Annotated in this window: 16 protein-coding genes; 7 read left to right on the top strand and 9 right to left on the bottom strand. The window is 39.5% G+C overall.

Translation table 11 applies throughout. The annotated features are described in order from the left end of the window. Positions 1-21: 21 nt before the first annotated feature. The 9 genes from A9970_RS19310 to A9970_RS19350 form a co-directional block, all read right to left on the bottom strand. Positions 22-1137 carry a FecR family protein gene (locus tag A9970_RS19310; protein WP_182983391.1) on the bottom strand — a complete coding sequence of 372 codons (1116 nt, stop codon included), beginning with the start codon at positions 1135-1137 and terminating at the stop codon, positions 22-24. Between the two features lie 209 nt (positions 1138-1346). Further along, a complete protein-coding gene (locus A9970_RS19315) occupies positions 1347-1904 on the bottom strand; it encodes an RNA polymerase sigma factor (protein ID WP_153844814.1) in 558 nt (185 codons plus the stop codon). Between the two features lie 199 nt (positions 1905-2103). Further along, positions 2104-2829 (bottom strand): DUF4998 domain-containing protein, encoded by a 726-nt coding sequence (locus A9970_RS19320; protein WP_182983392.1) that lies wholly within the window; start codon positions 2827-2829, stop codon positions 2104-2106. Positions 2830-2835: 6 nt separating this feature from the next. Further along, positions 2836-4110 (bottom strand): DUF5000 domain-containing lipoprotein, encoded by a 1275-nt coding sequence (locus A9970_RS19325; protein WP_220801660.1) that lies wholly within the window; start codon positions 4108-4110, stop codon positions 2836-2838. Positions 4111-4165: 55 nt separating this feature from the next. Next, positions 4166-6082 carry a RagB/SusD family nutrient uptake outer membrane protein gene (locus A9970_RS19330; protein WP_182983394.1) on the bottom strand — a complete coding sequence of 639 codons (1917 nt, stop codon included), beginning with the start codon at positions 6080-6082 and terminating at the stop codon, positions 4166-4168. Positions 6083-6094: 12 nt separating this feature from the next. Then, the gene (locus A9970_RS19335; protein WP_182983395.1) at positions 6095-9670 is read right to left on the bottom strand and encodes a TonB-dependent receptor; all 3576 of its coding nucleotides are present in this window, start codon (positions 9668-9670) and stop codon (positions 6095-6097) included. A gap of 185 nt (positions 9671-9855) precedes the next feature. Continuing rightward, entirely contained in the window at positions 9856-10983 is a 1128-nt protein-coding gene (locus A9970_RS19340) for a FecR family protein (RefSeq protein ID WP_220801661.1), read from the bottom strand. A gap of 153 nt (positions 10984-11136) precedes the next feature. Next, the gene (locus A9970_RS19345; RefSeq protein ID WP_182983397.1) at positions 11137-11712 is read right to left on the bottom strand and encodes an RNA polymerase sigma factor; all 576 of its coding nucleotides are present in this window, start codon (positions 11710-11712) and stop codon (positions 11137-11139) included. 160 nt (positions 11713-11872) lie between these two features. Then, positions 11873-13306, bottom strand: a complete 1434-nt coding sequence (locus tag A9970_RS19350) for an arylsulfatase (protein ID WP_220801662.1) — start codon at positions 13304-13306, stop codon at positions 11873-11875. Between the two features lie 386 nt (positions 13307-13692). On the opposite strand from A9970_RS19350, the gene A9970_RS19355 reads away from it, so the two are divergent. The 7 genes from A9970_RS19355 (at position 13693) to A9970_RS19385 (ending at position 26393) form a co-directional block, all read left to right on the top strand. Continuing rightward, on the top strand, positions 13693-14679 hold the full coding sequence (locus A9970_RS19355) for a LacI family DNA-binding transcriptional regulator (RefSeq protein ID WP_088159969.1): 987 nt from the start codon (positions 13693-13695) through the stop codon (positions 14677-14679). A 148-nt stretch (positions 14680-14827) separates the two neighbouring features. Beyond that, positions 14828-17176: a GH92 family glycosyl hydrolase gene (locus tag A9970_RS19360; protein WP_182983399.1), complete on the top strand. Its 2349-nt coding sequence runs from the start codon at positions 14828-14830 to the stop codon at positions 17174-17176. Positions 17177-17186: 10 nt separating this feature from the next. After that, positions 17187-17909 (top strand): basic secretory protein-like protein, encoded by a 723-nt coding sequence (locus A9970_RS19365; RefSeq protein WP_182983400.1) that lies wholly within the window; start codon positions 17187-17189, stop codon positions 17907-17909. A 10-nt stretch (positions 17910-17919) separates the two neighbouring features. Further along, a complete protein-coding gene (locus A9970_RS19370; protein ID WP_182983401.1) occupies positions 17920-20214 on the top strand; it encodes a GH92 family glycosyl hydrolase in 2295 nt (764 codons plus the stop codon). 602 nt (positions 20215-20816) lie between these two features. Continuing rightward, positions 20817-23750 carry a SusC/RagA family TonB-linked outer membrane protein gene (locus A9970_RS19375; RefSeq protein WP_182983402.1) on the top strand — a complete coding sequence of 978 codons (2934 nt, stop codon included), beginning with the start codon at positions 20817-20819 and terminating at the stop codon, positions 23748-23750. Between the two features lie 10 nt (positions 23751-23760). Then, entirely contained in the window at positions 23761-25275 is a 1515-nt protein-coding gene (locus A9970_RS19380) for a RagB/SusD family nutrient uptake outer membrane protein (RefSeq protein ID WP_182983403.1), read from the top strand. A gap of 11 nt (positions 25276-25286) precedes the next feature. Next, the gene (locus tag A9970_RS19385; protein ID WP_120333017.1) at positions 25287-26393 is read left to right on the top strand and encodes a fasciclin domain-containing protein; all 1107 of its coding nucleotides are present in this window, start codon (positions 25287-25289) and stop codon (positions 26391-26393) included. Positions 26394-26398 lie beyond the last annotated feature (5 nt).

A 26398-nucleotide genomic window follows, 5' to 3' on the forward strand; every position in this document is an offset into this window, starting at 1 on the left:
TATAAGTTCAGTATTAATAATTTAGTTTTTCAGTAGGATTGTTTTTTGTTGATTTTTATTCTGTACGATATCGAAATTCAACCCAGCAGTTTGGAGGACGGTTAGGATTTCCTGCAAATTCATCTGCTTATTGATTTTTCCACTGAATCGTTCGTTTATTTCGGAGTCATCAAGACGGACGTTGAGATCGTACCATCTTGCCAACTGTTGCATGATTTCATTTGCTGTGGCATTATGGAAGGTAAAATAACCTTCACGCCAGGTTATATACTCCGCGGCATCCACATTTTTCTTACTGAGCGCTGTACCTTTAAAATTCGCTTGTTGGTTGGGTGTCAAGAGTATTTTCTGCTGCTGATGTTGTACTTCAACTTTACCTTCAACAAGTGTTGTTTGCGTCGTAAGATCATTATCGTAGGCATTGATATTGAAATGTGTACCCAAAACTCTGACTTGTTGATCGGTTGTTTTTACAATGAACGGTTGTTCCGGATTTTTGCTAACTTCAAAATAGGCTTCACCATGTAATTCAACTAAACGCTCTGGGCCTATGAATTTCGAAGGGTAGCTCAAGGAGCTATTCGCATTCATCCATACTTTGGTTCCATCGGGAAGTACAATTTTAAATAGTTGTCCCCGAGGTGTTGAAAGCGTATTTTGAACGATATGATTTGCATTGTCATTATAGACAAGTTCTCCGTTTTTGATTTCCTGAACGCCTTCAATGGCTTGGGTCGCTTTACCTTGGTTATTGAGTATGACGACTGCTCCATCTTCAAAAGTAAGCTGTACATTTTCCTGAACGGGGCGTATCATCGCTACTTGCGCAGGTGCTATTTTGTCGAACACTGCATGCTGATAGTAGAAGTAGCCCATGGCAAAACCGAGCGCAATCGTAATCGAAGCCGCTATACGAATCCCATACCTATAGCCAATAGATTTAGGTTCAGGGAATGCCATACTATGATTTAGACGTTGTAGTATACGGTGCTGACTTGCTTGAATATCGTTATCCGTGGGCATGTTGTCTGCCTCGGCTTCTTCAAACCATTTTTTCAAGGTATCGTATTCGGCTTTATTTTCGAAGCCCAATAGATAGTTTTTGATTAGTTTTTGCAGTGTATTAGGTACTTTCATCTAGTTAAATCTATTTATTCATTAGTAAGCAGTCTCTTTAAGAGATTTATGTTGCCTTCGACTGTTTCAGCTATGATTGAGTTATCAGTGATATGCATTATCCAGTATCACTTGAATACATCATGATGACTTCACAGGTCGTTTGGTTAGCCTTGTATAGATATAGTCATCGAAAAAACTGAAAGCACCTACGCTAAAATGAAAAAAAATTAAAAAAAGGAGAGAAAGGCATGGAAGTCTTTGGTAACTAAGCGTAAACGTTTGAGAGCTTTGTTTATTTGATTCTCAACGGTACTTTTTGATAGTCCGTATTCAAGGGCTATCTGGTTGATGGATTTGTGGTTGATGCGGCTTTCATTGAAAATAATTCGGCAACGTTCAGGAAGATTTTGTATTTCTTCTTGGATGAGGTCCAATAGATAGCGGTAATGTAAGCGATCTTCGATTGGCGCATCATCAACGATGATATCTACTTTATCGATATCCACCCTATGCTGTTCGCTATTTTTATTGAAGTAGGAGAAGGTGAGGTAGCGTGCGCCAGTTTTGAGGTATGATTCGATGTTATTGATTTCTTGCAATCTACTCCGGTTTTTCCAGATACTCAGGAATAGATCATGTAGAATGTCTTCCGTTGCTTCTGTATTTTTAGTTTTGGGGTAAACATATTGGTAGATTGTTTTCCAGAAATGATTGTATAGTGCATCGAATGCAGTTCGGTCGCCTTCTGCGATTTGTTTTAGCCAAAGTGCAATTGTACTATCCATCTTTTAGTTCCCCAATTATGGTACAAATGTATCTAAAAAAAGATAGTTAAAAAAGGTTAGACAGGGAACTGCTTGAGAAGCGTTTCCGTCTAACCTTTTCTGTTGTAATCTACGGGATCAAAAAATACATGTAAGGAAATCCCAATTATTTACCTTACCAAGTATGGTCGCAATAGTTACAATTTTGTTGGTATTCTTGTTATTTGCTATATTTCTGTTCTGTAAAAGCGGTATAAAAATAGTCGATAGAAGCTTGTACAGGTTTGTAAACAGTCCTATACTTGACCGTGCTTGGACTAAAAATATTTTTTAAACTTGCAAAATCCTCATAGGGTGTAATACGCACAGTTGTGGAATCTCCGGAATTGTTACGATAGGTGACCTCTGTAAATTGCATTGGATAAAATGTGCCCTGTCTGGGCAAATTGTTCTCTCGGGCTAGTACCAGGAAATGCTCATTGGCGTTCGCTTTGTCAAATTTTGAAAATGAGCGATTTACAAGGGTACGTATATAACTCTGACCGTAAATAAACTGGCTCGAGGCTACTGATCGAGAACTATCACCTTGACTGGTAAATGAATAAACGTTTGCCGTATATGTTGCCTCCGAAAGTGCATCTAAGGTGATGAGTTTGATTTTCCCATGTTCGCTGGCTTCTATCGGATAATTTTTTACTTCTGCCGTAGGCGAGAGGCTGCTCCTTAGATAGACTCTAACGCTATTCACTTTGGGGTCTGTCGTTACCTTAAAACGTAGTATCCCTCTTTGGTTACCGGGGATAATAGATAGCGAATCTACCCGGCCCGGATAGTAAATTTCCCCATTTTTTAGGTATTCCCCATAATAGTAGTCTGATGGCTTGCAACTGTAGGTTAAAAGGACAGTACCCAATACGATCAGCATATAATTCAATATCTTTTTCATAATTTATCAGTCTACGTATTTTCCATATAATTTCAATTCCGATATCGCAACTGTGAGGGCATTACCTAGCGGTTGTTCTCTAACGCCGTTCCATGTGCAGTTTACTTTTATGCGGAAATATTTGAATCCGCTCGGGTTGTCCCAGTTTACTTCAAAATCTTCTCCCTTACGTGCATAATCTTGATCCTCACTATTTGCGTTAGTGCCAAAAGCTAGGCCGGATGGACGGACGCCTTCAAATGTTCCGAGTAATGTCCAAGAATCCCAGGAGCCATCTTGTGCAGGTGAATTACTGCCATAAAGTTCGAATTCTTTTGGGTGTGTAGCTTGAAACAATAGCCCATAATTGTCGTTTCGACCCCAAAGTTTGACCCGACTTACCTGTGCCTTTTTACGGGCATCCAAAGTGAATTGGAATGGGATTGGAGCAGCCTTACCCCACCACTGCTTGTTTGTGATATAATATGGTGATCCTTCAATCCCATCAAATAGTGATACCTGCATTTCAGCACTTCCACTTTGTGCATTGTAATTGCTGATGTAATCACCATTTCTATTCATATCGCTATAGGCCGTGATACCATTGTAGATCAGTAAATTGTTGATTTCATATTCTTCTTGTGGTGTTAAATTGCGACGAATGGTGTCTGATACGTTACCCCATTGATCGCGTATGACAATACCGTAGGTTGTTGCGATCGGTTGTTCTCCACGAACGCGAATAACACCTTCTTTGGATTTTGTATAGGTCTCGTTCAGAACATTCCAGCCGATCTCTTTGGTGGTCGGATTTTCCCCATATTTGAATACACTTAAAATGATATTTGCGGCATCTTTATTTTCAAATTTGAGGTTTACCCCACCAAATGTACTATAGAAAAAATCGTTAGATTTAAACGATTCGGCTAAGATGATATAATTGGGCTTTCCTGTCTTGATTTTAATGGTAACAGGATCGGATTCCACGTCACCAACTGAGACAGCAACAAGTTTAACTTCATGTTCACCTATCGTAGCATATCCTTGTATAGCAAGTTGGTTATCGTATATGCTGGCCTTGGTGACCATTTCTTTCCCATTTTCCAATGTATACGTTGCCTTGACATAGCGTAAGTCTGCTGAAGTAGGTAAATCGTAGCTGATCTTTGCTCCCCCAGGAGCTTCTTCATAGGCAAGGTTCTTTAAGGTATTTGGTTTTTCTCCTTGTCTTGCTGCGGTAATGCCTATGTCTTCCTTGCAACTTGTCCATAGTAATGGAGCCGTCAAAAGGATTGCTAGCATGATTGGAGCGGTTTTATTTAATAAATTTTTCATTATGCGATATTTGTAATTTAAATTACCATCCTGCACTTTGGACAAGATTTGGGTTACGTCTTCTTTCATTTAAGCTCAATGGCCAAAAGTAATCCCGATCCATGAATGACCGTGTATATAATAGTGTTGTCCGATAGTAAGAGCCTTCGGATGATTGATTGATATCCCATCCTAAAATTGGATTGTTTAGTTCTTTGACGGCATCTTTCCAACGGCGAAGATCCCAAAAACGTACACCTTCCAAAGCAAACTCATTGGTACGTTCACGTTTGATAATTTCACGCAGTCCATCTTTGGTTGCAGGTTTATTTGGTGCAGAAGAGTAATTTTGCCATGATTCAACTACACCTTTAAGGCCACTGCGCGTTCGAACAGCATCAATGTAGGAATAAGCCTCTGCTGAGGGTCCATTTGCTTCGTTTAACGCTTCTGCATAGTAAAGGTAAAGATTGGCTAAACGCATAATCGGATGGCCAAACAACCGCGCAGTATATGCATTACTTGCACCAACAGTACTTCGATAATTATAATGTTTTTTTGAGGCATACCCTGTCCAATTGAATCGTGTGGGGTCCACTTTTCCTGAAGATCCCGAATATTTGAGATCAATATTGTAGGCATTTGCATCCGAACCGGCTTGCAACATAAATACACGTCCGGCATCAAACATTAAGGTGCCATAAAATCTATTTTCCCGATTTAGATTCATCCGGGCTGTTTGTTTCCCAGCGACCAAATCGTATTTATAAGCATCTGTGTTGGGAACTGTAATCAAATCGAATCTCGATGTATATGGATAAGTAATATCCTCCTCAATAGGGACGCCATTGTTTGAATAAAATTTTTCAACAATATTTATTGTTGCAGACATAAAGCCCAACAAGGTCCCCGACGTTGCATTGGCGGTATAGCGAGGAAGCATAAAATAACCTTGGATGGTTCCATTGGCGGTTGATTTCGTATCTAACCACAATACTTCTGGATTATCGGTGTTTTCGTTATAGGCCTCCCGAATATTCATTTGAAACTGTGTACTCGCTTGTGGGGTGAATCCTCCAGTTGGCGTCCAGGTATGCAGTTTCTTTCCATGTTCAGTAGCAAAATCGATGGCTTCTTTACAAGCTTTCGCTGCCAATTGCCATTTTTCAGCCGAATAGGTATGGTTGAACAACTCTTTCCCATCGCTGTTTTTAATAGAAGCTTCCGTACCGACATTTCCATTGAAAAGAGGACTGGCGGCATAAACCAATATCTCAGCCTTCATTGCCTTGGCGACGATTTTTGTGATGCGTCCCGTTTCACTGTTCACCGCAGTAACGTCATCCATTAAATTTGGGATGGATTCATCAATCATGCCGATAACATAGTTGAAGCATTCTTCGACACTATTTCGAGGCAACTGAGAAGATCCCGGGCTATCATAGATAGGGATATTCTTGTCTCTGATAGGTACTGGACCGTACTGTTTCATTAGGAGAAAATGGTAGTAGGCTTTCAGAAATTTGACTTCTGAGATCCACATCTGTTTCTCTTCGTCTGTCATATCCGGTACCGACATAATATTGTCGAGGAATGTATTGCAGTTTGTGATACCCACCCAAAGATTTGTTGCTCCATTGTTCCCATCCCAAGCATTTAATAGGGGGTTGTCGCCATTTTGGTTGCCCAAAGCGATTCTCCAATTGAAGTACCCCGAATAGGTTGATTCGGAGTTTAACCAAAACTCATCTCCAGAGAGCCAACCTGGGTTATTGGTCATCGAAAAGCTTTGTGGTAATTGACTATAACAAGTCACTAAATAACGCTCGGCCATTGTACGCATTGCAAATGCTTGGTCCAGTACAGGTGCATTATCTGGAACAACATCCAGAAACTTATTACAGGAGGTCGAAAGACCTACGAACAACCCTAACGCGATTATACTTTTCTTAAATCTCATTTTCATAGTTTCTTATAAATTAGCATTGATACCAATGTTAAATACCCTTTGCAATGGATAGTTTAACGCATTACCGCCCATTTCAGGATCCCATAATTTGAAAGAGCTAAATCGCAGTAGATTTGTTGCACTGGCATAAATACGTAGGTTTTTGAATTTGTATCGTTGCGTTAGTTTTTTGTTGAATGTGTAGCCTAATTCGACTTGTTTTAACCGAAGCAGACTGCCATTACGCATCCAAAAAGTACTTTGAACCGTATTGTTGGCCATAGGCATTACGCTTAAACGAGGCCATGCTGCATAGATATTTTTATTGTCTTCGGACCAATAGTTATTTGCCCATTCTTGGAAGACAGCGTTGGGTGATGTTTCAACGCCGAATGGAGCAATTCCTCGACTCAATGGACTGCTCGTATTATTCGTTGTTGGATTAATAAATAACGATGTTCTTCCAACTCCGCTAAAAAAGAACGAGCAGTCGAAACCTTTATAGCCAGTGCTTAAACCAAATCCATAATTGATTTCTGGAGTCGTAGGATAGCCAATTGGCATGCGGTCGTCGTCATTGATTAAACCATCTCGGTTAACGTCCAAGTATTTGATATCTCCACCACGGACTGTTGATCCGAATTCTTGGGCGGGACTATTATAGACTTCGTTATCATCAATAAACAAGCGCTCCGCTATATAGCCGAACTGATTGCTGACGGAAGTTCCTTGACGTTGACGGTACTCGTTTTTATACGCTGGCTCTTCGAAAAATGCATATTCCCCTGTTGCAAAAGTGAATGTTCCTCTACCTTGGAACCATAAATCACTGTTAACAGACTTATTGTAGACCAATTCTCCGTCAAATCCCTTACTCTTATATTTCCCGACATTGGCAAAGACAGAGGCGGTTAGACCATTGATTGAGGATAATGAACGTGCTTGAACGATATTGTCGCGTTCTTGCTGATAAAAATCACCTGTAAATGTCAATGCGCCTTTGAATAAGCTTAAGTCAATTCCTAAATTGGTTTGTTTGGAAATTTCCCATCTAATGTCGGGGTTGGCATACCGATTAACCACAATACCGTTAACGGTTCTACGCCCTGACTCGGCAGGTAATCCAAAGGAATAACCATAGTCTGTGCTATTAAGGTTGACATCTGAAAGATAGAAGAATCGAGTATCAAGTATCTGGTCATTCCCGAGAACACCACGAGTGAAGCGGAATTTTAAATTACTGACGACGTCCTTAATTGGTTCGAAAAACTGCTCATTGGAGACATTCCATGCTAAACCGAAGGAAGGGAAAAATCCCCAACGAAATTTGTCCGAAAACTTCTCCGAGCCATTGTATCCAAAAGCAAATTGAGCGTGATAACGATTATCATAACCATAGGTGAAACTGCCTGATAAGGACACATTTCTGTTGGGAAGCGTATTGATTAGGGAAATGTTATTGTCGACGGGTGTTTTGACATTATCCCGAATGGTGTTGATCAACATTCCAAATACATTATGTTTCTCATTAAAGGTCCGTTGATAGGAGAGCTGATTCTCCATATAGAAAACAGCGGATTGGGTTCTTTCTCCAGGAACAAAGTCGAGATATTCTGTTCCTGTTTCAGGATTGATCTCGCGAAAGAGCAAAGAGTTGTTTTTTGGATCGGTTCCTATTGGCTCATAATAAAACGGGTTGTACTGGCGTGATTGGGCAAAATAAGAATTTCTACTTAGATTAAAGAGTCCTCTATAATTTAGACCTTCCAAAAGAATTGTTGAAAAATCTTGTTTTAATTCCAATTGTACCTGAATATCACTTCGCTTTCTTTCCGAGTATCCGCGCATAATCTGTGCGTAAGGGTTGGCATACTGTCCCTTATCGGCATTTCCGAAGAGTGGATGCTGAATATAGGACTGACTAGGACCAGCTTGATATACAGGGAGAAATAAAACAGGATTTGCACGAAGTGCAAGATTGTAGGCCTCTGCTCCATTTGTCGGTGGACCACTGTAGTTTTGCAGATTGGCCACGGTACGAACCATAGCGAATGTTGATTTGGTTAAGTTGATACCAATATTGCTCCGCAGGTTCATAACCTTGAAATTAACGTTATTGTTAAAGTTGTTCAAAGCATCCATTTTAAGTAGACCATTGTCATTGGTAAAATTTCCACTCACGTTATAAGTTGCAATTTGTCCACCGCCAGATACACTTAAGTTGTAGTTTTGGGTTGTTGTGGTCTTCTTAGTGAGGGCATTGAGCCAATCTACTGCTGGGTAGGTGATAGGATCGTCTCCAGCAGCGGTGCGTTCAATTTTATATTGCCCATAAGGTTCTACCCCCAAGGGGTCACGTGTTGTAACAGCTTCGTTGTACATTTTCATCCAAGTGACAGGATCAGCAAATTTCAACGTTTGGGTAGGTGTTGATATGCGTTGTTCGGCTCTAAAGCTGATCGTTGCAGGTCCGTCACGTCCTACCTTTGTTGTCACGAGGACAACTCCGTTTGCTCCACGAGAGCCATACACGGCTGATGCGGTGGCATCACGTAAGATCGAAAAGTTTTCGATGTCATCAACTGGGATACGTGCCAAATCATCCGCTGTGACCTCCATATTGTCAACAAGGATTAACGGCTTGTTATTCGTTCCAAAAGTTCCTACACCTCTGATGAAGAAATCGGCATTATCGCCTCCCGGCTCTCCGCTACGTTGAAATGAAACGACACCGGCAACTTTGCCTTGTAATGCTGCCGTAAGATTGCTTACTGGCGCACGTAATTCTTTGGGGCTAAGTGATGAAACGGAACCAATAAGGTCGCTCTTCTTGGAGCGTTGACCAAATGCTGTAACAACGACTTCGTCAATGGAACTTGATGCAGATTCTTTTAATATGATGTCAAATTTTGATTTTCCGTTAATAGCAACTTCCTGTGGGTCATATCCAACCATTGTGAAAATCAGGGTCGCATTAGTGGGTACTTTTAGTACAAAAGCTCCATTGATATCTGTTGCTGTACCAAGGCCTGATTTCCCTTTGATACTTACACTTACACCGGTAAGTTTTCTGCCTAAGGTGTCACTGACAGAGCCTGTTACTTGAGTTTCTTGCTGTAGGTCTAAACTCTTATTGATTATTGGTCTGCTAATAATCTTGTTAAGGTCATCTCTCAACGGTTCATTTTTTTTCTTAATGACAATTGTTTTGTCAAAGAAATCGTAAGTAAAATCTGCATTCCCCAATACAATTTTTAAAACCTGTGAAAATGGCTGGTTTTTTACATCGATAGAGATGTCTTTATTGGCGGATATTTCATTCTTTTTATAGAAGAAAGTATATCCACTTTGTTTCTCAAGATCTTTTAAAATAACTTGAAGACTCGCATTATGCTTTTTAAGCGTAATTTGCTGTGCATAGGTATGAGCATCCACTTGGGATAGTCCTATGCCGATCAATAAAGTGATTAAGTTGACCCTCATAAGAGATCTAGGTAATGGTCGCGCAAAAAAAGGTATTTGTTTTTCACGTTTAAGGCTTTTATTAGGCGTCATGCGGTCGCCCAACAAACCTTCATGAAAATCCCTCTCCTTCTTCATGAACGGAGTTATTGAAAATTTCATTAAATTCGTTTGGTTTTAATGTATTAATAATTGAGATGTTATACGATGCTTTAATACCAATTACTACTACGGATTCTGCGCCAACAGGGTCCGTTTTTTATTGGTATATCAATAAGGATTTATGGTGGCAGTTTTGTACTTGTCATAATTTTGGCAATTGGTTACGTAATGATTAATTTAATTCGGCTATTGTCACCCACCAAAGCTTTTGTATTGATATCTGCAAAATTGAGCAGCTCAATCAATTTGTTTAAACTTAGATTGCGAGGGATTGTGCCCGTGTATTGTTCTTTGCTTTTACTTCGTCTGTACGTAATGTCAATATTATACCAGCGGGCAATTTGTTGCATTACCTCTTCCGTGTTATTACCATTGAAATAAAACTGACCTTTTTTCCAACTTAATACTTCATCAAGATCTATGTGGCGGGAATTTAGTGTGCCATGTTGCAGCGTAGCCTGCTCATTTGGTTTTAGGTAAAGATTGGATTGAGGTACATCTTGTGCTGAGACTACCACAGAACCTTCCTCTAGGGTTGTTTGTGTTCTATCTGTTTCAGGGTATGCGTTGACATTGAAGCGGGTTCCAAGAACTTCAATTTTCTGACCACGTGTTTTAACGATAAATTTGCTTCTATTGGTTGTTTTCTGTACATGAAAGTAGGCTTCACCCTGTAATTCAACTTCTCTGTCTCCCTTATCAAAGGAGGTTGGGTAAGAGATTTTCGAATCAGCATTTAGTGTCACTAATGTGCCATCTGATAAGGTTAGGTCATAGGTGGCACCCTTTGGCGTATACATGCTATTTTTTTGTATACTTATTTGTCCAGTTTTAACATCATGATAGCTGATTTGTCCCTTACCATCCTTTTTTATAATGACATCGCCTGTTTGTATACTTTGATTGAGCGAAAGATGTTCGAGATCTATTCGTTTACCATTTCCCAAGATAATGATTGCTCTTTCTTTACCGGGCGGGATTGATGCCAATTGCGCTGTGGTCGCTAGGATCTCGGACTTTGGCCAGAATTGTAAGATCGAAAAACCAATCAGCAGTATGCTGGCGACGATTGCTATATACCTGACTGTACGAAGCTGTATAATCTTTCTTGTCGGATTTTGTATTTCCTTGATAAGGCTCTTTTTTGCATTATTTTGAATATCCGCAAATTCGGTCTCAGAAATGCCATTTTCGGACTGTTTTTCAAACCAGTCGAGTAGTTCTTTTCTATCTTGAACAGTATCCTTCCTGTTCAAGAAGACGGAAATCAGCTTGTATATTTCGTTCATTTGATTCATAACAGGTTCCATTGGAATGGTCAGTTACTATACAAGTGTGTAAAATAAGGTGGAACCTCTAGTCGAAAATGAAAAAAAAGTGTTTTTTTTTTTAAATGGGTAAAATATCTATGAAAATGCTTGTTAAAAAGGGGCGGGTGTTGACTAGAAAAACAGTGTAAAATGAAATAAATGGCTTGTCGCTGCTCGAAGATGTTTGATTGCTTTATTAATGTGTTTCTCGACAGTAGACTCGCTGATATTAAGCTGTTGGGCAATAGCTTTGTTGCTCATGTAGAAGTCACGGCTCAATTTAAATACTTCTCGGCACTTTTCGGGAAGGTTTTCGACTTCTTTGGCGACAATATCGATGATATAACGATAATAGAGTTTATCTTCGATTGCAACGGTTTCATCTTCCAGTTCGAGCTCCTCAAAATCGAGAGATGATACCTTTAATTTTAAATTCTTGCGATAATGAGCAAGGATAAGGTACCTACAGGAGCTAAATAGATAGGCCGGGAGAGATTCTATTTGTTCAATCATGTCCCGATTTTTCCATACTGACATAAAAAGGTCGTGCAGTATATCTTCAGCGACTTCACTGCTAGCAACTTTTTTTGCAATAAAAGCAATTAAATCGGGCGTAAATAGATCATATAATATAACAAATGCTCGTTGGTCCCCTTGGCGTATAAGAGGGAGAAGTTCGTGATATTGATATGATTTTTGATTTTTCATGGGTGTACTCGGGCAGTAAACTTAGCGAAAAAAATATGATTTCTTGTTACAGGAAAGACAATCTCTATTTTTAGCGTTCTTACTATATTGCTATATTTTTAGTGACTTTAATCGTTTTTTGGGGAATAACACGCAGTTAGCTACTCTCCAAACCTTAGTTTTATTTTTTGTGCGTGTTTACACTTGTCAATGGGAAAATACCACTTTCGACATGCGCTTTTTCAATCAGCTGACGTAATTCTTTTACTTTCGTTGGGTTTCCTTGGGCAATATTGTGTTGTTCTTTTGGATCTTGTTTGAGATTATAGAGTTCGGCTGTAGGTTGGCTACTTGTAACTTTTTGTAAGATAAGTTTCCAATCTCCCTGGCGCAGGGCTTGACGTCCCCCATCTTCGTGAAATTCCCAGTACAGGTATTGGTGCTGTTTTTGTTGCTTGTTTTTACCTAGCAGCGTTGGCAAAAATGAAATTCCGTCTGTATAATGCGGTTTTTTTGTCCCGGCAAGTTCGACCATCGTAGGCATAATATCCCAAAAAGCGCCCAGGTAGTTTGAGGTTTTCCCTTCGGCAACTTTACCATGCCAATAAACAATGAAAGGAGTCTTGATACCACCTTCATAGAGGTCGCGTTTGTTGCCGCGTAACCCGCCAGAGCTATTGAAAAAATTGGGATCGGCTCCGCCTTCCTTGTGCGATCCGTTGTCGCTCGTGAAAATGATAATTGTATTATCCAATAGCTTGTTTTCGCGTAAGCGATCAACAATTTGACCAACATAAGCATCCATACGGCTTACCATACTCGCATACATGGCATGCGGTTTTTCTACCGAAGCGTAACCGGGAACAGTCGCTTGTGGGCCATAGTCATTTCCTTTATGTGGTTTTTCATCAAACCTGTCTGCATATAATTGATAATATTTGTCATTCGGACCTGATAATTCGGCGTGAGGAAGAACTGTAGGTACATAAAGGAAAAAAGGTTTTTCTTTATTTTCATCAATAAATTTCAAGGTCTTTTCTTGGATTAATGCCGGTGCATACTGCCCTTGGGCCATTAAACCATTGCCATGGAGTTCTATCCGTTCGTTATTATGCCAGAGGTGAGTTGGGTAGTAGCGATGGGATTGACGTTGGCAGTTATAGCCATAGAATTCATCGAATCCTTTTTGATCAGGAGCACCTGTTGTATGGACCATTCCAAGTCCCCATTTTCCAAACGCACCGGTTGTATATCCTGCCTGTTGTAGAAGCATAGCAAAAGTTTGTACAGAGTCGGCTAAGGGTTGTTGTCCTTCGGGCTCAATTTCTTTGTTACCGCGTACGTAGGTATGGCCGGTGTGCTGTCCTGTCATTAACGATGACCGCGACGGAGCGCATACAGATGTACCAGCGTAGAAGTTATCAAATTTCATTCCTTTAGCAGCCAATGAATCAATATGCCTCGTTTCAATTTTTTGCTGACCATATACCCCAAGGTCTCCATAACCAAGATCATCTGCCATAATAAGTATGATATTGGGTCTTTTGTCTTTCTCTTGCGCTACAGCCATAGCTGTTAACATCATCAGAAAAGATAACATAAAAGGTGTTTTCATTTGCATCTAGTTCATTCGTCAAATCAAATCTCTTTGTTGGTTAGGATAGGCCATTAATTTAGATAATGGTCATCTTAATCTTTTAAGAAATTCTGATGGTTATCAATAATGGTTTGTATTCCTTTTTTATACATCTATTTGTAATAGACATTTGCTATTCATAAAGAATGAAGTTTAAATCTAGGCAAAAATATCTTTTAGGCCATATCGATCTTCATTCATAGAAGTATAATATTGTTAGTTAAACAGTCTTCATTGTCAATCTGATCCTTTTTTGACTCCCGCGCATACGATTGTGTAATAATTTATTGTGTGCTATCAATTGTAATCTCCGATATGTTCATATTTATTTTCTAATTTCACCCTAATTTTATGAAAATGCTCTTATGGCCAAATCAATTAAAGAAATAGCACAGGAACTCAATGTGTCTAAATCAACTGTTTCGTTAGTCATTAATCACAAAGCCGAGCGAGCCCGCATTAGCAAGGAATTGGAAAACCGCGTACTTGCATACGTTGAAAAAGTTGGCTATAAGCCCAATGCTCTCGCGAAGAGTTTAGCAACGGGGCGGTCAAATACTATTGGTCTAATTGTAGAGAATATTGGGGATTCTTTTTTTGGTCCATTTGCATTGTATGTAGAGGAATTGTTCCGAAAGAAAAATTATCATGTCCTCTACAGTAGTACGCTTGGAGATCCGCAAAATGCACGCGATATCATCGATTCGATGTTGGAAAAGAAAGTGGAGGGTATTATTTTGGCTCCGACAGTAGATCTGGAAGAATATCAGCGCAAAATATTGGAACATAAGGTTCCGTTGGTAGTTTTTGATAGAAATTCTCCAACAGTGGAAACCCATTATGTACATATTGACAATGAAGTTAGTGGGAAGAATGCATGTGACTATTTGAAATCTATTGGTTGTAGAAATTTTGGGCTGGTAACCATCGATTCGGATCAACCACAAATGCTGGCACGTAAGCGTGCTTATTTGGCGTTTTGTGACACATATGGAATGGAACCTCGCATACTGCAATTACCTTATCAGCACCTGAAGCAGAAAGGTTCACGTATGTTGAAAAATTGGGCTGCTAAGCAGGTAGGCTTAGATGGTCTATTTTTTACCACAAATTATCTTTGTATTCTCGGATTGAAGGTATTGCGGTCAGCGCCTGAGAATAGCTATAATTTTCCGATGTTTTCTTTTGATGACCATGAATTATTTGATATTTTGATTCCTAAAATTTCCTGTATTCAGCAACCATTGGAACCTCTGGCTAAAACTTGTGTGAAGGTTTTGTTAAAGGAAATAGACCAGGGGATATCCATACCAAAAGAATATGTCATTTCGACCAAATTGATCAAGCGATAAAAAGGGACAACAAATGGATATATAGAAATTGAATTGTAAAAATCATAAGACGTGTTTGTCCAATTCTAGGACTTTATTTTGATTTAATATTCTTTTTTATATCTTTACTAATACGTTTTAGTAGAAATATTTTTATATATCCTAAATAATGAAGAAATCTTTAAGTGTTTTTCTAGGGTCGTTATTGTCTTTGGGTTTGTTTTACGCAAAACCGGTTTTGGCTCAGAAATTTAGAGGGCAGCAGCTAGAAGCTGTCGATCTTGTTAATCCATTAATGGGTACCGAATCCAAATTTGAGTTGTCCAATGGTAACACCTATCCCTCGATTGCGCGACCTTGGGGCATGAATATGTGGACACCACAAACAGGGAAAAATGGCGACGGATGGCAGTATCAATATACCGCTGATAAGATTCGTGGTTTAAAACAGACTCACCAGCCATCACCCTGGATGAATGATTACGGTGTTTTTTCTATTATGCCCGTGACCGGAAAGCCTGTATTTGATCAAGATGAGCGTGCGAGCTGGTTTTCACATAAAGCGGAGATTGTAAAACCGTATTATTATTCGGTTTATCTAGCAGATCACGATGTGACTGCAGAGATGACACCAACAGAACGCGCAGCCATGTTTAGGATCTCGTTTAATAAAACAGACGACGCTTATATTGTTTTGGATGCTTATGAAAAGGGATCTGAAGTGCAGATTATTCCAGAAAAAAATATGATAATTGGCTATTCTTCGAAATATGCACGCGGTCCGCTGCCAGCTAATTTCAAGAACTATTTTGTTTTGGTTTTTGATCAGCCTTTTGCAAGTGTCGCTACTTGGGAAGGCAAAGAGAAGAAGGATGGGCAACTTCAGATCAAAGGTGATCACACTGGTGCAATCGTAGGGTTTAAGGTAAAAGACAAAACGAAACCAGTACAGGTGAAAGTGGCGTCTTCCTTTATCAGTGCCGAACAAGCCTTATTAAACTTAAATGAGTTAGGTAACAAATCTTTCGATCAAGTAAAAGAAGACGGACGTCAGATCTGGAATTCCACTTTAGGGAAGATCAAAGTAGAGGGTGATGATATTGATCAACTGCGTACATTTTACTCGACCATGTATCGGACTTTATTTTTCCCGAACAAGTTATATGAAATTGATGCGCAAGGAAAGGCTGTACATTACAGTCCATATAATGGAAAAACACTTCCTGGCTATTTATTTGGAGGAACAGGTTTTTGGGATACTTTTAGAGCGTTGTATCCATTCTTAAACTTTATGTATCCTTCCATTAATAAGGAGATGCAAGAAGGTTTACTTAATGCGTATTTAGAAGGAGGCTTCCTTCCTGAATGGAGCAGTCCTGGATATGCCGATATCATGGTGGGTAATAACTCCGCTTCGGTGGTTTCGGATGCTTATATGAAAGGATTACGCGGTTATGATATCAATAAGTTATACGAAGCTTTACAACACGGTGCTAATAACGAAGGACCAATGAGTGCTGTTGGAAGAAAAGGGGTGGAATATTATAATAGTTTAGGTTATGTGCCATATGATGTTAAAATCAATGAAAATGCAGCACGTACATTGGAATATGCTTATGACGATTTCACTATTTACCAATTGGCAAAAGCGTTGAACCGTCCGAAGGCTGAAATTGATTTGTATGCTAAGCGTGCACAGAACTACAAGAATTTATTTGATCCATCAACCAATCTTATGCGTGGAAAGAATAAAGATGGAAAATTCCAAGCTCCTTTTAATCCATTAAAATGGGGTGACGCATTCACAGAAGGAAATAGCTGGCATTATTCATGGAGCGTATTTCACGATGTTCAGGGGCTGATCGATTTAATGGGCGGAGAGAAGACTTTTGTGAGCATGTTGGATTCGGTGTTTGTTCAGTCCCCAGATTTCGACGATAGCTATTATGGTGGTATTATTCATGAAATACGTGAAATGCAAGTTGCGAATATGGGGCAATATGCACATGGTAATCAGCCAATTCAGCATATGCCATATTTGTACAATTACGCTGGCCAACCTTGGAAAACACAATATTGGGTGCGTCAAGTGATGGATCGAATGTATAAACCTACACCTGATGGCTATTGTGGTGATGAAGATAATGGTCAAACCTCTGCATGGTATGTTTTTTCAGCGCTTGGATTCTATCCGGTTTGTCCGGCGACGGATGAATATGTGCTCGGAGCTCCATTATTTAAAAAAGCGACCTTAACATTTGAAAATGGTAAGACATTGACTATTGATGCACCAAAGAACTCAGCTGAAAATGTATATGTAAACACATTGCAAATGAATGGTAAGGATTATGGTAAAAACTGGTTAAGTCACAAAGCATTGCATGAAGGTGGCACACTTAATTTTGACATGGCGGCAAAACCCAATTATACGAGGGGATCGTCCAAAAATTCAGCGCCTTATTCAATGACAACGGATTTGCAAACAAATATCAAGTTGAAGTCGAACAAAAAGAAATAATCATTGGGTTATGATAAACTTTAAAAACTTAAAAGTAGTTGTTACCGTATTTGGCTTGGCATACTCCTGTTCACTTTTCGCGCAGGACAACTGGAAACATACAGAAAACGACCGCAAAGTGGCTGTGGATGTTGATAGTATCAGTAAAGGCGGTTATACCCTAATTTGGATTAATAAAGACAAAGATTTTAGTGCATCTTTAAAAGAAAGGTTGGTGGCGGCATATTTTACAAACTATCCTAAACTAGCCAAGAAATATAATAAAAAGACCATAAAAAAGGTGTCTTTCGTTATTGATCCGGACTATAAAGGTGTGGCAGCAACAGCGGGCGGGATTGTCCGTTACAGTCCAGCTTGGTTTGCCAAAAATCCGGGCGATATTGATGTGGTTACCCATGAGGTAATGCATATTGTCCAAGCATACCCCGATGGGGCCGGCCCTTGGTGGATTACCGAGGGGATAGCCGATTTTGTGCGATTTGATGATGGAATAGATAATGCGGGAGCAAATTGGAAGCTGCCAGAATATAACGAAAAGCAAAAATACACAGATTCTTATCGTATTACAGCGCGCTTTTTGTACTGGATCAATCTACATGTAAAGAAGGATTTTGTCAAAAAATTGGATGCGGCGATGCGTAGCAAAAGCTATAGTGATGCTTTTTGGAAAGTGGAGACGGGTAAAACTATTGATGAGCTGTGGGCCGATTATGACCAAAATCCCAAACTATAATTCATAAGCGATGAATATCAGAAGTTTAGTCTTTTTGGGATTAATTAGTGTCCCATATCTATTAAAGGCACAAGAAACGAAATTAGTTCAGTATGTCAAACCTCTCATCGGTACGGCGAAAATGGGGCATACTTTTCCGGGGGCGACAGTTCCATTCGGTGCTGTACAATTAAGCCCTGATACGGATACATTATCGTATGCTGTTAATGGGCGGTATAACGGCGATGTTTATAAATATTGTGCTGGTTATCAATATGATGATCCGACGATTGTTGGGTTTAGTCATACGCATTTTAGCGGTACAGGTCACTCCGATCTTGGTGATATACAGATCATGCCGACACAAGGAAAAGTCCAATTAAACCCGGGTACAGCTGATCGACCACAAGATGGTTATCGATCGCCATATTCGCATGCCAATGAACGGGCTGAGGCCAACTATTACAGTGTTTTACTGGATAAACATCAGATTAAAGCTGAATTAACGACAACAACACGTGTAGGACTGCACCGTTATACGTTCAAAGAATCGAATGCTTCACATCTTATTGTAGACTTAACTGCTGGGATCTATAATTATGACGGCAAGAATGTTTGGACTGTTGTCAAGGTCTTGAACGATTCAACCCTGGTAGGCTACCGCCAGACAAACGGTTGGTCAAGAACCCGCACCGTATACTTTGCGATAAAGACATCAAAAGCTTTTAAGAATTACGGCGCCAAATATGAAGATGGAAAATCTGTCTATAATGGTTTCTGGCGTAAGTTTGATCAACAGAACAATTTCCCTGATCTTGCTGCGCACAATATTAAGCTTCACTTGGATTTTGATACAAAAGCACAAGAAGCCATCCTCCTGAAAGTAGCTTTAAGTCCAGTAAGCATGAAGAATGCATTGGCCAATATGGAGGCTGAGGCTCCGGACTGGAATTTTGACGGCTACGTTAAGCAAGGGCAAAACGCCTGGGAAAAGGAGTTGCATAAGATAGAAGCTGAAATGTTGAACAAGGAAGACCTTGTCAATTTTTATACAGCTATGTACCATGCAAGCTTAATGCCGACGGTGTATATGGACAGCAATGGTGAGTATAAAGGGTTGGACCAGGAGGTGCACCGCGCTGAAGGGTTTACGAATTATACCTCATTTTCTTTATGGGATACCTTTAGGGCCTTTCATCCGCTGTTGAATCTAATAAGCCCCTCTCGTAATGCAGATATTGTGGCATCCATGATGGCTCATTATGACCAAAGTGTATTGAAAATGTTGCCGATCTGGTCGCATTATGCAAATGATAACTGGTGCATGAGCGGCTATCATTCCGTATCGGTTATTGTTGATGCTATCCTCAAAGGTGTTTACAAAGGTGATGCGGAAGCTGCATTAGCAGCTTGTGTACAAACAGCAAATACACGTCAGTACGAGGGGATTGGGGCTTACATAGATAAGGGATATGTTCCTGCAGATGTATCGGGAACATCTGTTTCTAATACATTGGAATATGCGTATGACGATTGGTGTATAGCGCAATTAGCGAAAAAATTGGGAAAAGAGGATATTTACACGACCTTTTCCAAAAGGGCTGAAAGTTGGAAATCACTCTATGATTCCACTATTGGATTTATGCGCCCGAAGAATTCGGCGGGTAAATTTCAGGAGAAATTTGATGTTTTGGATACACATGGACAAGGATTTATTGAAGGTAATTCATGGAATTACAGCCTGTATGTACCGCATCAACCTACTGAAATGATGGCATTAATGGGAGGCAAAAAACGTTTTGAGTCTTATTTGGATTCACTGTTTACCATGGAATTACCGGATAAATATTTTGAACATACGGAGGATATTACCCGAGATGGCATTATCGGAAATTATGTGCACGGAAATGAGCCTTCACATCACGTGGCATACTTGTACAATATCACCAAGAGTCCCTGGAAAACTCAGGCGCGTGTAAGACAGATCATACGGAATCAGTATCATAATGGTCATGCGGGCTTAGGGGGAAATGATGACTGTGGACAAATGTCTGCTTGGTATTTATTTACTGCATTAGGGTTCTATCCGGTGGCACCTGGGGAAGATAACTATTGGATTGGCAGTCCTTTGGTAAAATCGGCAAAGGTTAATCTTGAAAACGGACGCAGTCTTTCTATAGTTGCCCGTAACCAGTCTGAGAAGAATGTTTACGTTAAATCCGTTTCTTTAAACGGGCGGAAATTGGCTGATTTGCTACTACCCTATAGCAGCATTATAAATGGCGGTGAATTAATCTTTGAGATGAGTAATAAACCGAACAAATAATAGTAACGATAGATTACTATAATAAAAACCCCTCTTTTACGAGGGGTTTTTATTTTTTTCCTACAATCTGAATGAGTAGTGCTAGCAAGCTGGTATTCATATAATTGCTAAGCTGTCCATTCGTTTTTAGATTCGTTTGTGCCATGAAGTTACAATTGGAAAAAAAATTAATTTAAAATTCCATTTTAGCAAAATCATATTTTTTCTACGTAAAAAACCAGTTTTTAAGCTATAAATTGCTTAATGTTAATGACTAAACCAGTTTAGCAAATAAAGAAAATTTCACTGATAATTTTTTTTTCTCATTTTTCTATATATCTTCAATATAACCAAGAGAGATAAGTGCTGACCAATTAAGCAAACCGACTCGTTTTGACATTTCATTATGTTGTGTTATGCTAAAACGTTTTTATATTTTAAACTTAAAACCTTAAATTATGATGTTAATCCTATTTGATACTGCATAATATCAATTTTGGATGGGAATCGACCAATTTTCCTATCCCGAAAAATCAATAAATTTTCATCTCTTTTTTGAGGTGATTTTAACCAGTTATAGTAGAAAAGTAAAAATAACCTAATTATATATCATTCATATGCACATGATAAAAAAAAGGTATTTGGATAGGCTTATTCTTTTAGGGTGGTCCTGTGCCTGTTATTCTTTTGCTTTTGGTCAAGATAAGGTGTTATCACCATCCGATAGTCTTAAGCTTCAGATTGGAACTTCAAAATTGGATTCAATATTTCAGATTAAGACTAGCCAAGTAAATCCAATAGAAATAAAAAAACAGGCGTTATTACCTTACTCTTCCTTAGCACAATACCTAAAAGGAAGTAATACCGGGCTTTATGTAACTGAACCCTCCGGGGAATCGGGTACCAAGCAGCCAATGTATTTTCGTGGTATTTCGAGGCCATTGTTCTCTGATATTGATGTATTTCAGAATCAGCCATTAGTTGTTGTGGACGGAGTCCCTTTGGTTGGAGAACACCCCTTTGCTTATGCCGTTCAAACCTATAACCTAGAGCGTATTGGCCCGGCTACCAATTTATTAGCGAATATTAATATAGATATGGTTAAGTCCATTGAAGTATTAAAAGATATTGCCGCGATTGCGATGTATGGTCCTAACGCTGCAAACGGAGCTATAGTTGTTCGTACGAAAGAGTATAAAGCGGATAAAAGCAACCGGATAGCGGTCAATATGTATACGGGTTTGGCCGAGCGGCCACATGTCACAACAATTAATGGCGAATACGAAAATAAATTCAGAAAGCAGTTTTATGATCTGTATACCTCCAATGGCAAATATAATGACGGCGATTCATACCCTGTGTATTTAAGTGACTCGCTCAACATGAATTATTTTGGAAAATCCGATTGGACGGACTCTTATTACAATAGTGGTTTAGTTTACAATTTGAATGCAAATTTATCAGGTGGTGGGCCACGTGCAAATTTTCAATTTGCAGCGGGCTCAACACAGGATAAAGGCGTGGCTGATCAGGTAAAATTGAATAAATATTATGCTTTGTTTGGGCTGAATATGCGGCCGATGACTTGGCTGACGTTCTCCATGCAAGCAAATATAGCTCGACTCGATCGTAATCGTAATCTGAACCTGCGGGATAGGTTTGCCCAGTTAGCCTATTTTCCGGATCTGTCGGCACCCTTGTCACCCAATAAGGAGGTCTATAATGAGTATTTAAGTTATTATAAAAAGGGCTTTGATAACAACAAGACGAACGTTGTGCAGGGGTACGGAAAGCTGCAGTTTGATTTTGGAAACTTTCATTTTCTTTCGACAGGAATGCTCGATTATAATGAGGGCTATAGGGACCAATTCTATCATAGTAAGCTGATGGAATCCAATAGTTTTGCGTCAAACTACTATGGCTATAATCAGCGGGCAGTATTTGACAATAAGGCTTTTTATGATTGGAATATTAATGAAAAGAATAAGATAAATCTATTGGTCGGCAATAGTTTGCAATGGGATACCTATCGCTACAACTATGCTTATGCTTATAAGGGAGTGAATGATTTCATTAAGGTGAATCTGTTGGAAGATGATGCGCTTAAATCAAATTATCTCGAAGCTACTGCATATCCTAAGGCGCTTATATTTAAATTTTTAGATCGCATTCGTCATAACCTGGTTTCATTTTATGGAAAAGCGACCTATAACTATGGCGATAAGGTTGAGACGTCTCTCTTACTGCGTTCTGATGGATCTTCTAATGCACAACCGGATGCTCGCTGGATTTTTACGCCTTCATTGTCTATAAATTGGAATATCAAGAATAGTTATTTTAATACCAATACTAGTCTGAAAGACCTTACTGCTCGTTTCAGTGTTGGACGTATTGGCTTGAACAATGTGTTTGATGATTTTGCACAAGGTCCCAATTATGTCGCTCAAATGGGCTTTACGGGTAATCAGCTTATCGCTGGTTATAATGCGATTGCAGGGTTGGTAAGACCTTATGAGTCGGGATGGGTTGGATACAATATTCCTTGGGCCTACATAGACCAAGGCAATCTGGGCCTGGATTATGCCATTCAAAAGAAAAATTTTCATGTTTCCCTTGATGTCTATGTGAAACAGACAAAAAACCAGTTGATTAACGTTCCATCTTATAGCGAATATGGCTATAAATCGAGCTATGCAGCAGGAATGAATGTGCAGAATTTAGGTGCTGAATTGACTGTTGGGCTTGATCCGGTTCAATCCGATAATTTTAAATGGTCTACGGCACTGAATGTATCCCATAATCAAAATAAATTAAAGGCATTGCCTAATGGTCTAGATCGGCTCGTGATAGGGAATAATCTTTTGGAGGTCGGCAAGCCATTAGACCAGTATTGGCTACTTGCTAATGAAGGTATTTACAGGACAGATGCAGAGGTTCCTCAGGGAATGACCTACAATGCGATCCAGTTACGTGCGGGTGATCCGATTTGGAAAGATCGAAATGGCGACAATACGATCAATGATGAGGATCGGAAATTGCAAGGCCATCGTTTACCTGCTGTATTTGGTAATTGGTATAACAATTTTGTGTTTGGAAAATGGGACCTGGGGATCAATATGTACTATAATATTGGTCGACAACTCATTAACCAAGAAATGGCCAATCGGTTTGATTTTATCAATAATGAAGGGGCGAAAAATCTAGATGCTATCAAAGAGATTACGTATTGGGAAAAAAGGGGTGATTACAGTAAATATCCACTGTATAACCCGTGGAGTACTGTTATAGCTTATCAGGCCGATCAAGATCTTTTCTTAGAGAATGCTTCATTTGTTAAAATAAGGGCGGTCACTTTGGGCTATAACTTAACTTCTCTTGTGGCGGGCCGAGCTCAGGCCATTAAAAATGCATATGCCTACGTATCTGCGAATAATGTTGCTACGATTACATCTTATAGTGGAGTGGACCCTGAGATTGTAGATTACACAGGTTATGATATTGGGTCAAAGATGAGGATACCACGAATTTATACGCTAGGAATAAAAGTTGACTTTTAAACGTAAAGAAATGAAAAGATATCACCTCATATTGAGTGTTTTGTTGCTTTTCTTATTGCTTCTGGGAGGCTGTAAGAAAATGCTGGATATAGATTCCTCTCGTACGGTCAAGGAAGAGAACATGTGGAATACTTTGGAGGACACGCGCGCAGGTTTGATGGGAATTTATGGTTTAACCAAAGCGGCTTTGGACGATAATAATGCGTATTGGTTATATGGAGAAGTTCGGGCGGGAGATTTCGAAAGCCCTAATCGGCAGGATCTCAAAGCAATTATTAAGAATGACCTCAAAGCGAATTATGAATCGCTGAATGCATTATCGAATTGGAGACGGTGGTTTGCGGTAGTTAATGCCGCTAATATTTTTATGGAGCGTGCATCGGGAGTAAGAGAAAAAGACATGCGCTACACCGAAAATAATTTGGTAGTAGATGTTGCTCAGGCTCGATTTCTACGTGCTTACGCTTATTTTAATATGGTCCGTATTTGGGGTGATGTACCCCTAATACTAAATTCCCATGACGGACATTTTGAGAATAAGCCCAAGGAAGATCGGTTAAAACTGTATGCTTGGATTGAAAAAGAAATGTATGATGCAGCGCAATTATTGCCTTATTCCTATAGTACCGGTGATGAACAACAGATTGGCAACTATTACAATGAGGCCTCTTCAAGATGGAATGGTGCTTTGGTTAGGAAGCTTTCTGTCTATGCTATTCTCGCACATTTAGCGGCATGGCAAGCTAATTATGCTGATGCGGCTTCTTATTCACAATTTGTGATGGATAATTATAGTAAAGGAGGTGCCTATTATTTGTCTACTTCGTTCTTAACGGAGGGCAATGGTTTTTTCTTTGAGAAACGGTCCGAGCAGATGTTCTCATTTCCTTACATATGGGCCCATGTGGAGGCATCGTTTACAGGGCATATTGAAGAATTGACACTGGCTGCTCCTGTTGTCAACAAGTCGGTGCCAGATATTTATATGCCGAAAGAAACGATTTTAAAAACTTTTAATGAGAAGAAGGATCAGCGCTTTAGTATTGATACACTAGGTAGCCCCACTACTGAAGTGTATTTCAGAAACTTCAATGGTAAGTATCCAATCTTTAGTAAAATCAAGTGTATCATGGGAGGTTCTTCCGATCCTACTTTTCGCATTTTTACCAGTGCGACTGTACTCACACGTTTGGAAGATATCACGCTTTTGCGGGCGGAATCTTTAGCCGTGTTGGGTGAAAAATCTACTGCCATTGAACTTCTAAATGAGATTAGGGAACGAAGGGGGCTTAAAGTTTATAGTGAAACGACAAATGGAGATCTGGTAGATGCCATTTTTTTAGAACGAAAAAGAGAATTGATGGGTGAAGGGCACCGCTGGTATGATATGATTCGGCGGGAGAAGATCAAACATGACAATCCTCAGTTGGCACAATTGATAGCCAATGATGGAATCTATTGGCCAATTGCTCGAGAGATTCTAACACAAAATAAGTTGATCGAACAAAATGCTTATTGGAAGTAAAGGAGTTAATTATGAGAAATAACCTATTTGTACGTGGTGTATATGCACTCTTAATGACAGCCCTGCTGTATGCTTGTGCCAAGGATAAAGGCTATTATTCGCCCATATCCCAGGAGCCGGTGTTTAAAGGCAACTTATATAGCTACCTTAAAAGTAAACCTGGTGTGTATGACTCTTTGGTTAAGGTCATCGATAGAATCGGTCTCCAAAAGAAACTGGAAGATAGTACAGTAACACTGTTTGCGCTAACCAATGCCAATTTTCAATTGGCTATTCAAAACCTGAATAATACATTGAGTGTGTCTGACAAGCCTGCACAATACCTGAACTCGGTCAAGTATGAAATACTGGATTCTTTGTTATGCCAATATATTATCCAAGGAAAAATTGCGAGTGATTCCCTTAATAGTCAGGATGGAAAGGATGTATTGGGAATTCGCTATGGCTATCCAATGCATATTGGGCTGAACAAACAATCTTCATCTGGCTATATGAATGGCGGCCCTACGATTGTTGACCTGTCCGATACAAGAAGATCTGTTTTCAATCGTAACTGGGTAACGACTGAAACCAGTTCGTTAAATATCCAAACAGATAATGCCGTTGTTCATGTGTTGAACCCAGACCATGTATTTGGATTTAACAAATTTGTTAGTCAGATCATTTACATCCCACCGCCAGAAAATCTTTTCATAAAATTCAAAGGACAGGGCTCTGCATCGAAGGAAACTTCAGGTGGGCCGAATGCAGTAGAAGCATCAAAATATGTATTCGATGGTAATCCAGAAACAAAGTTCTTTTTATCAAGTCCTGGGCAGTTCTATCTGCAGTGGGATTTTCCTGTCGAAGTACTTGCCAACAGTTACACACTCCGCTCAGCTAATGATATTCAAGACCGAGATCCAACAGACTGGACTTTACAGGGACTTGATGGAGAAAGTGGGAAATGGATCTTATTGGACTCTCGACAAGGGGAGGAGTTTGACGAGAGGTTTCAATTGCGCGTATTCTTTTTTACAAATACGAAGACGTACAAAGCTTATCGTTTGAATATTGCACGCATGTACGGTGGTAACGATTTTCAGTTGGCAGATTGGACAATGAATCGTAATCAATAACCAAT

The sequence above is a fragment of the Sphingobacterium sp. UME9 genome (assembly GCF_014170215.1).
GTDB classification, from domain to species: domain Bacteria; phylum Bacteroidota; class Bacteroidia; order Sphingobacteriales; family Sphingobacteriaceae; genus Sphingobacterium; species Sphingobacterium paramultivorum.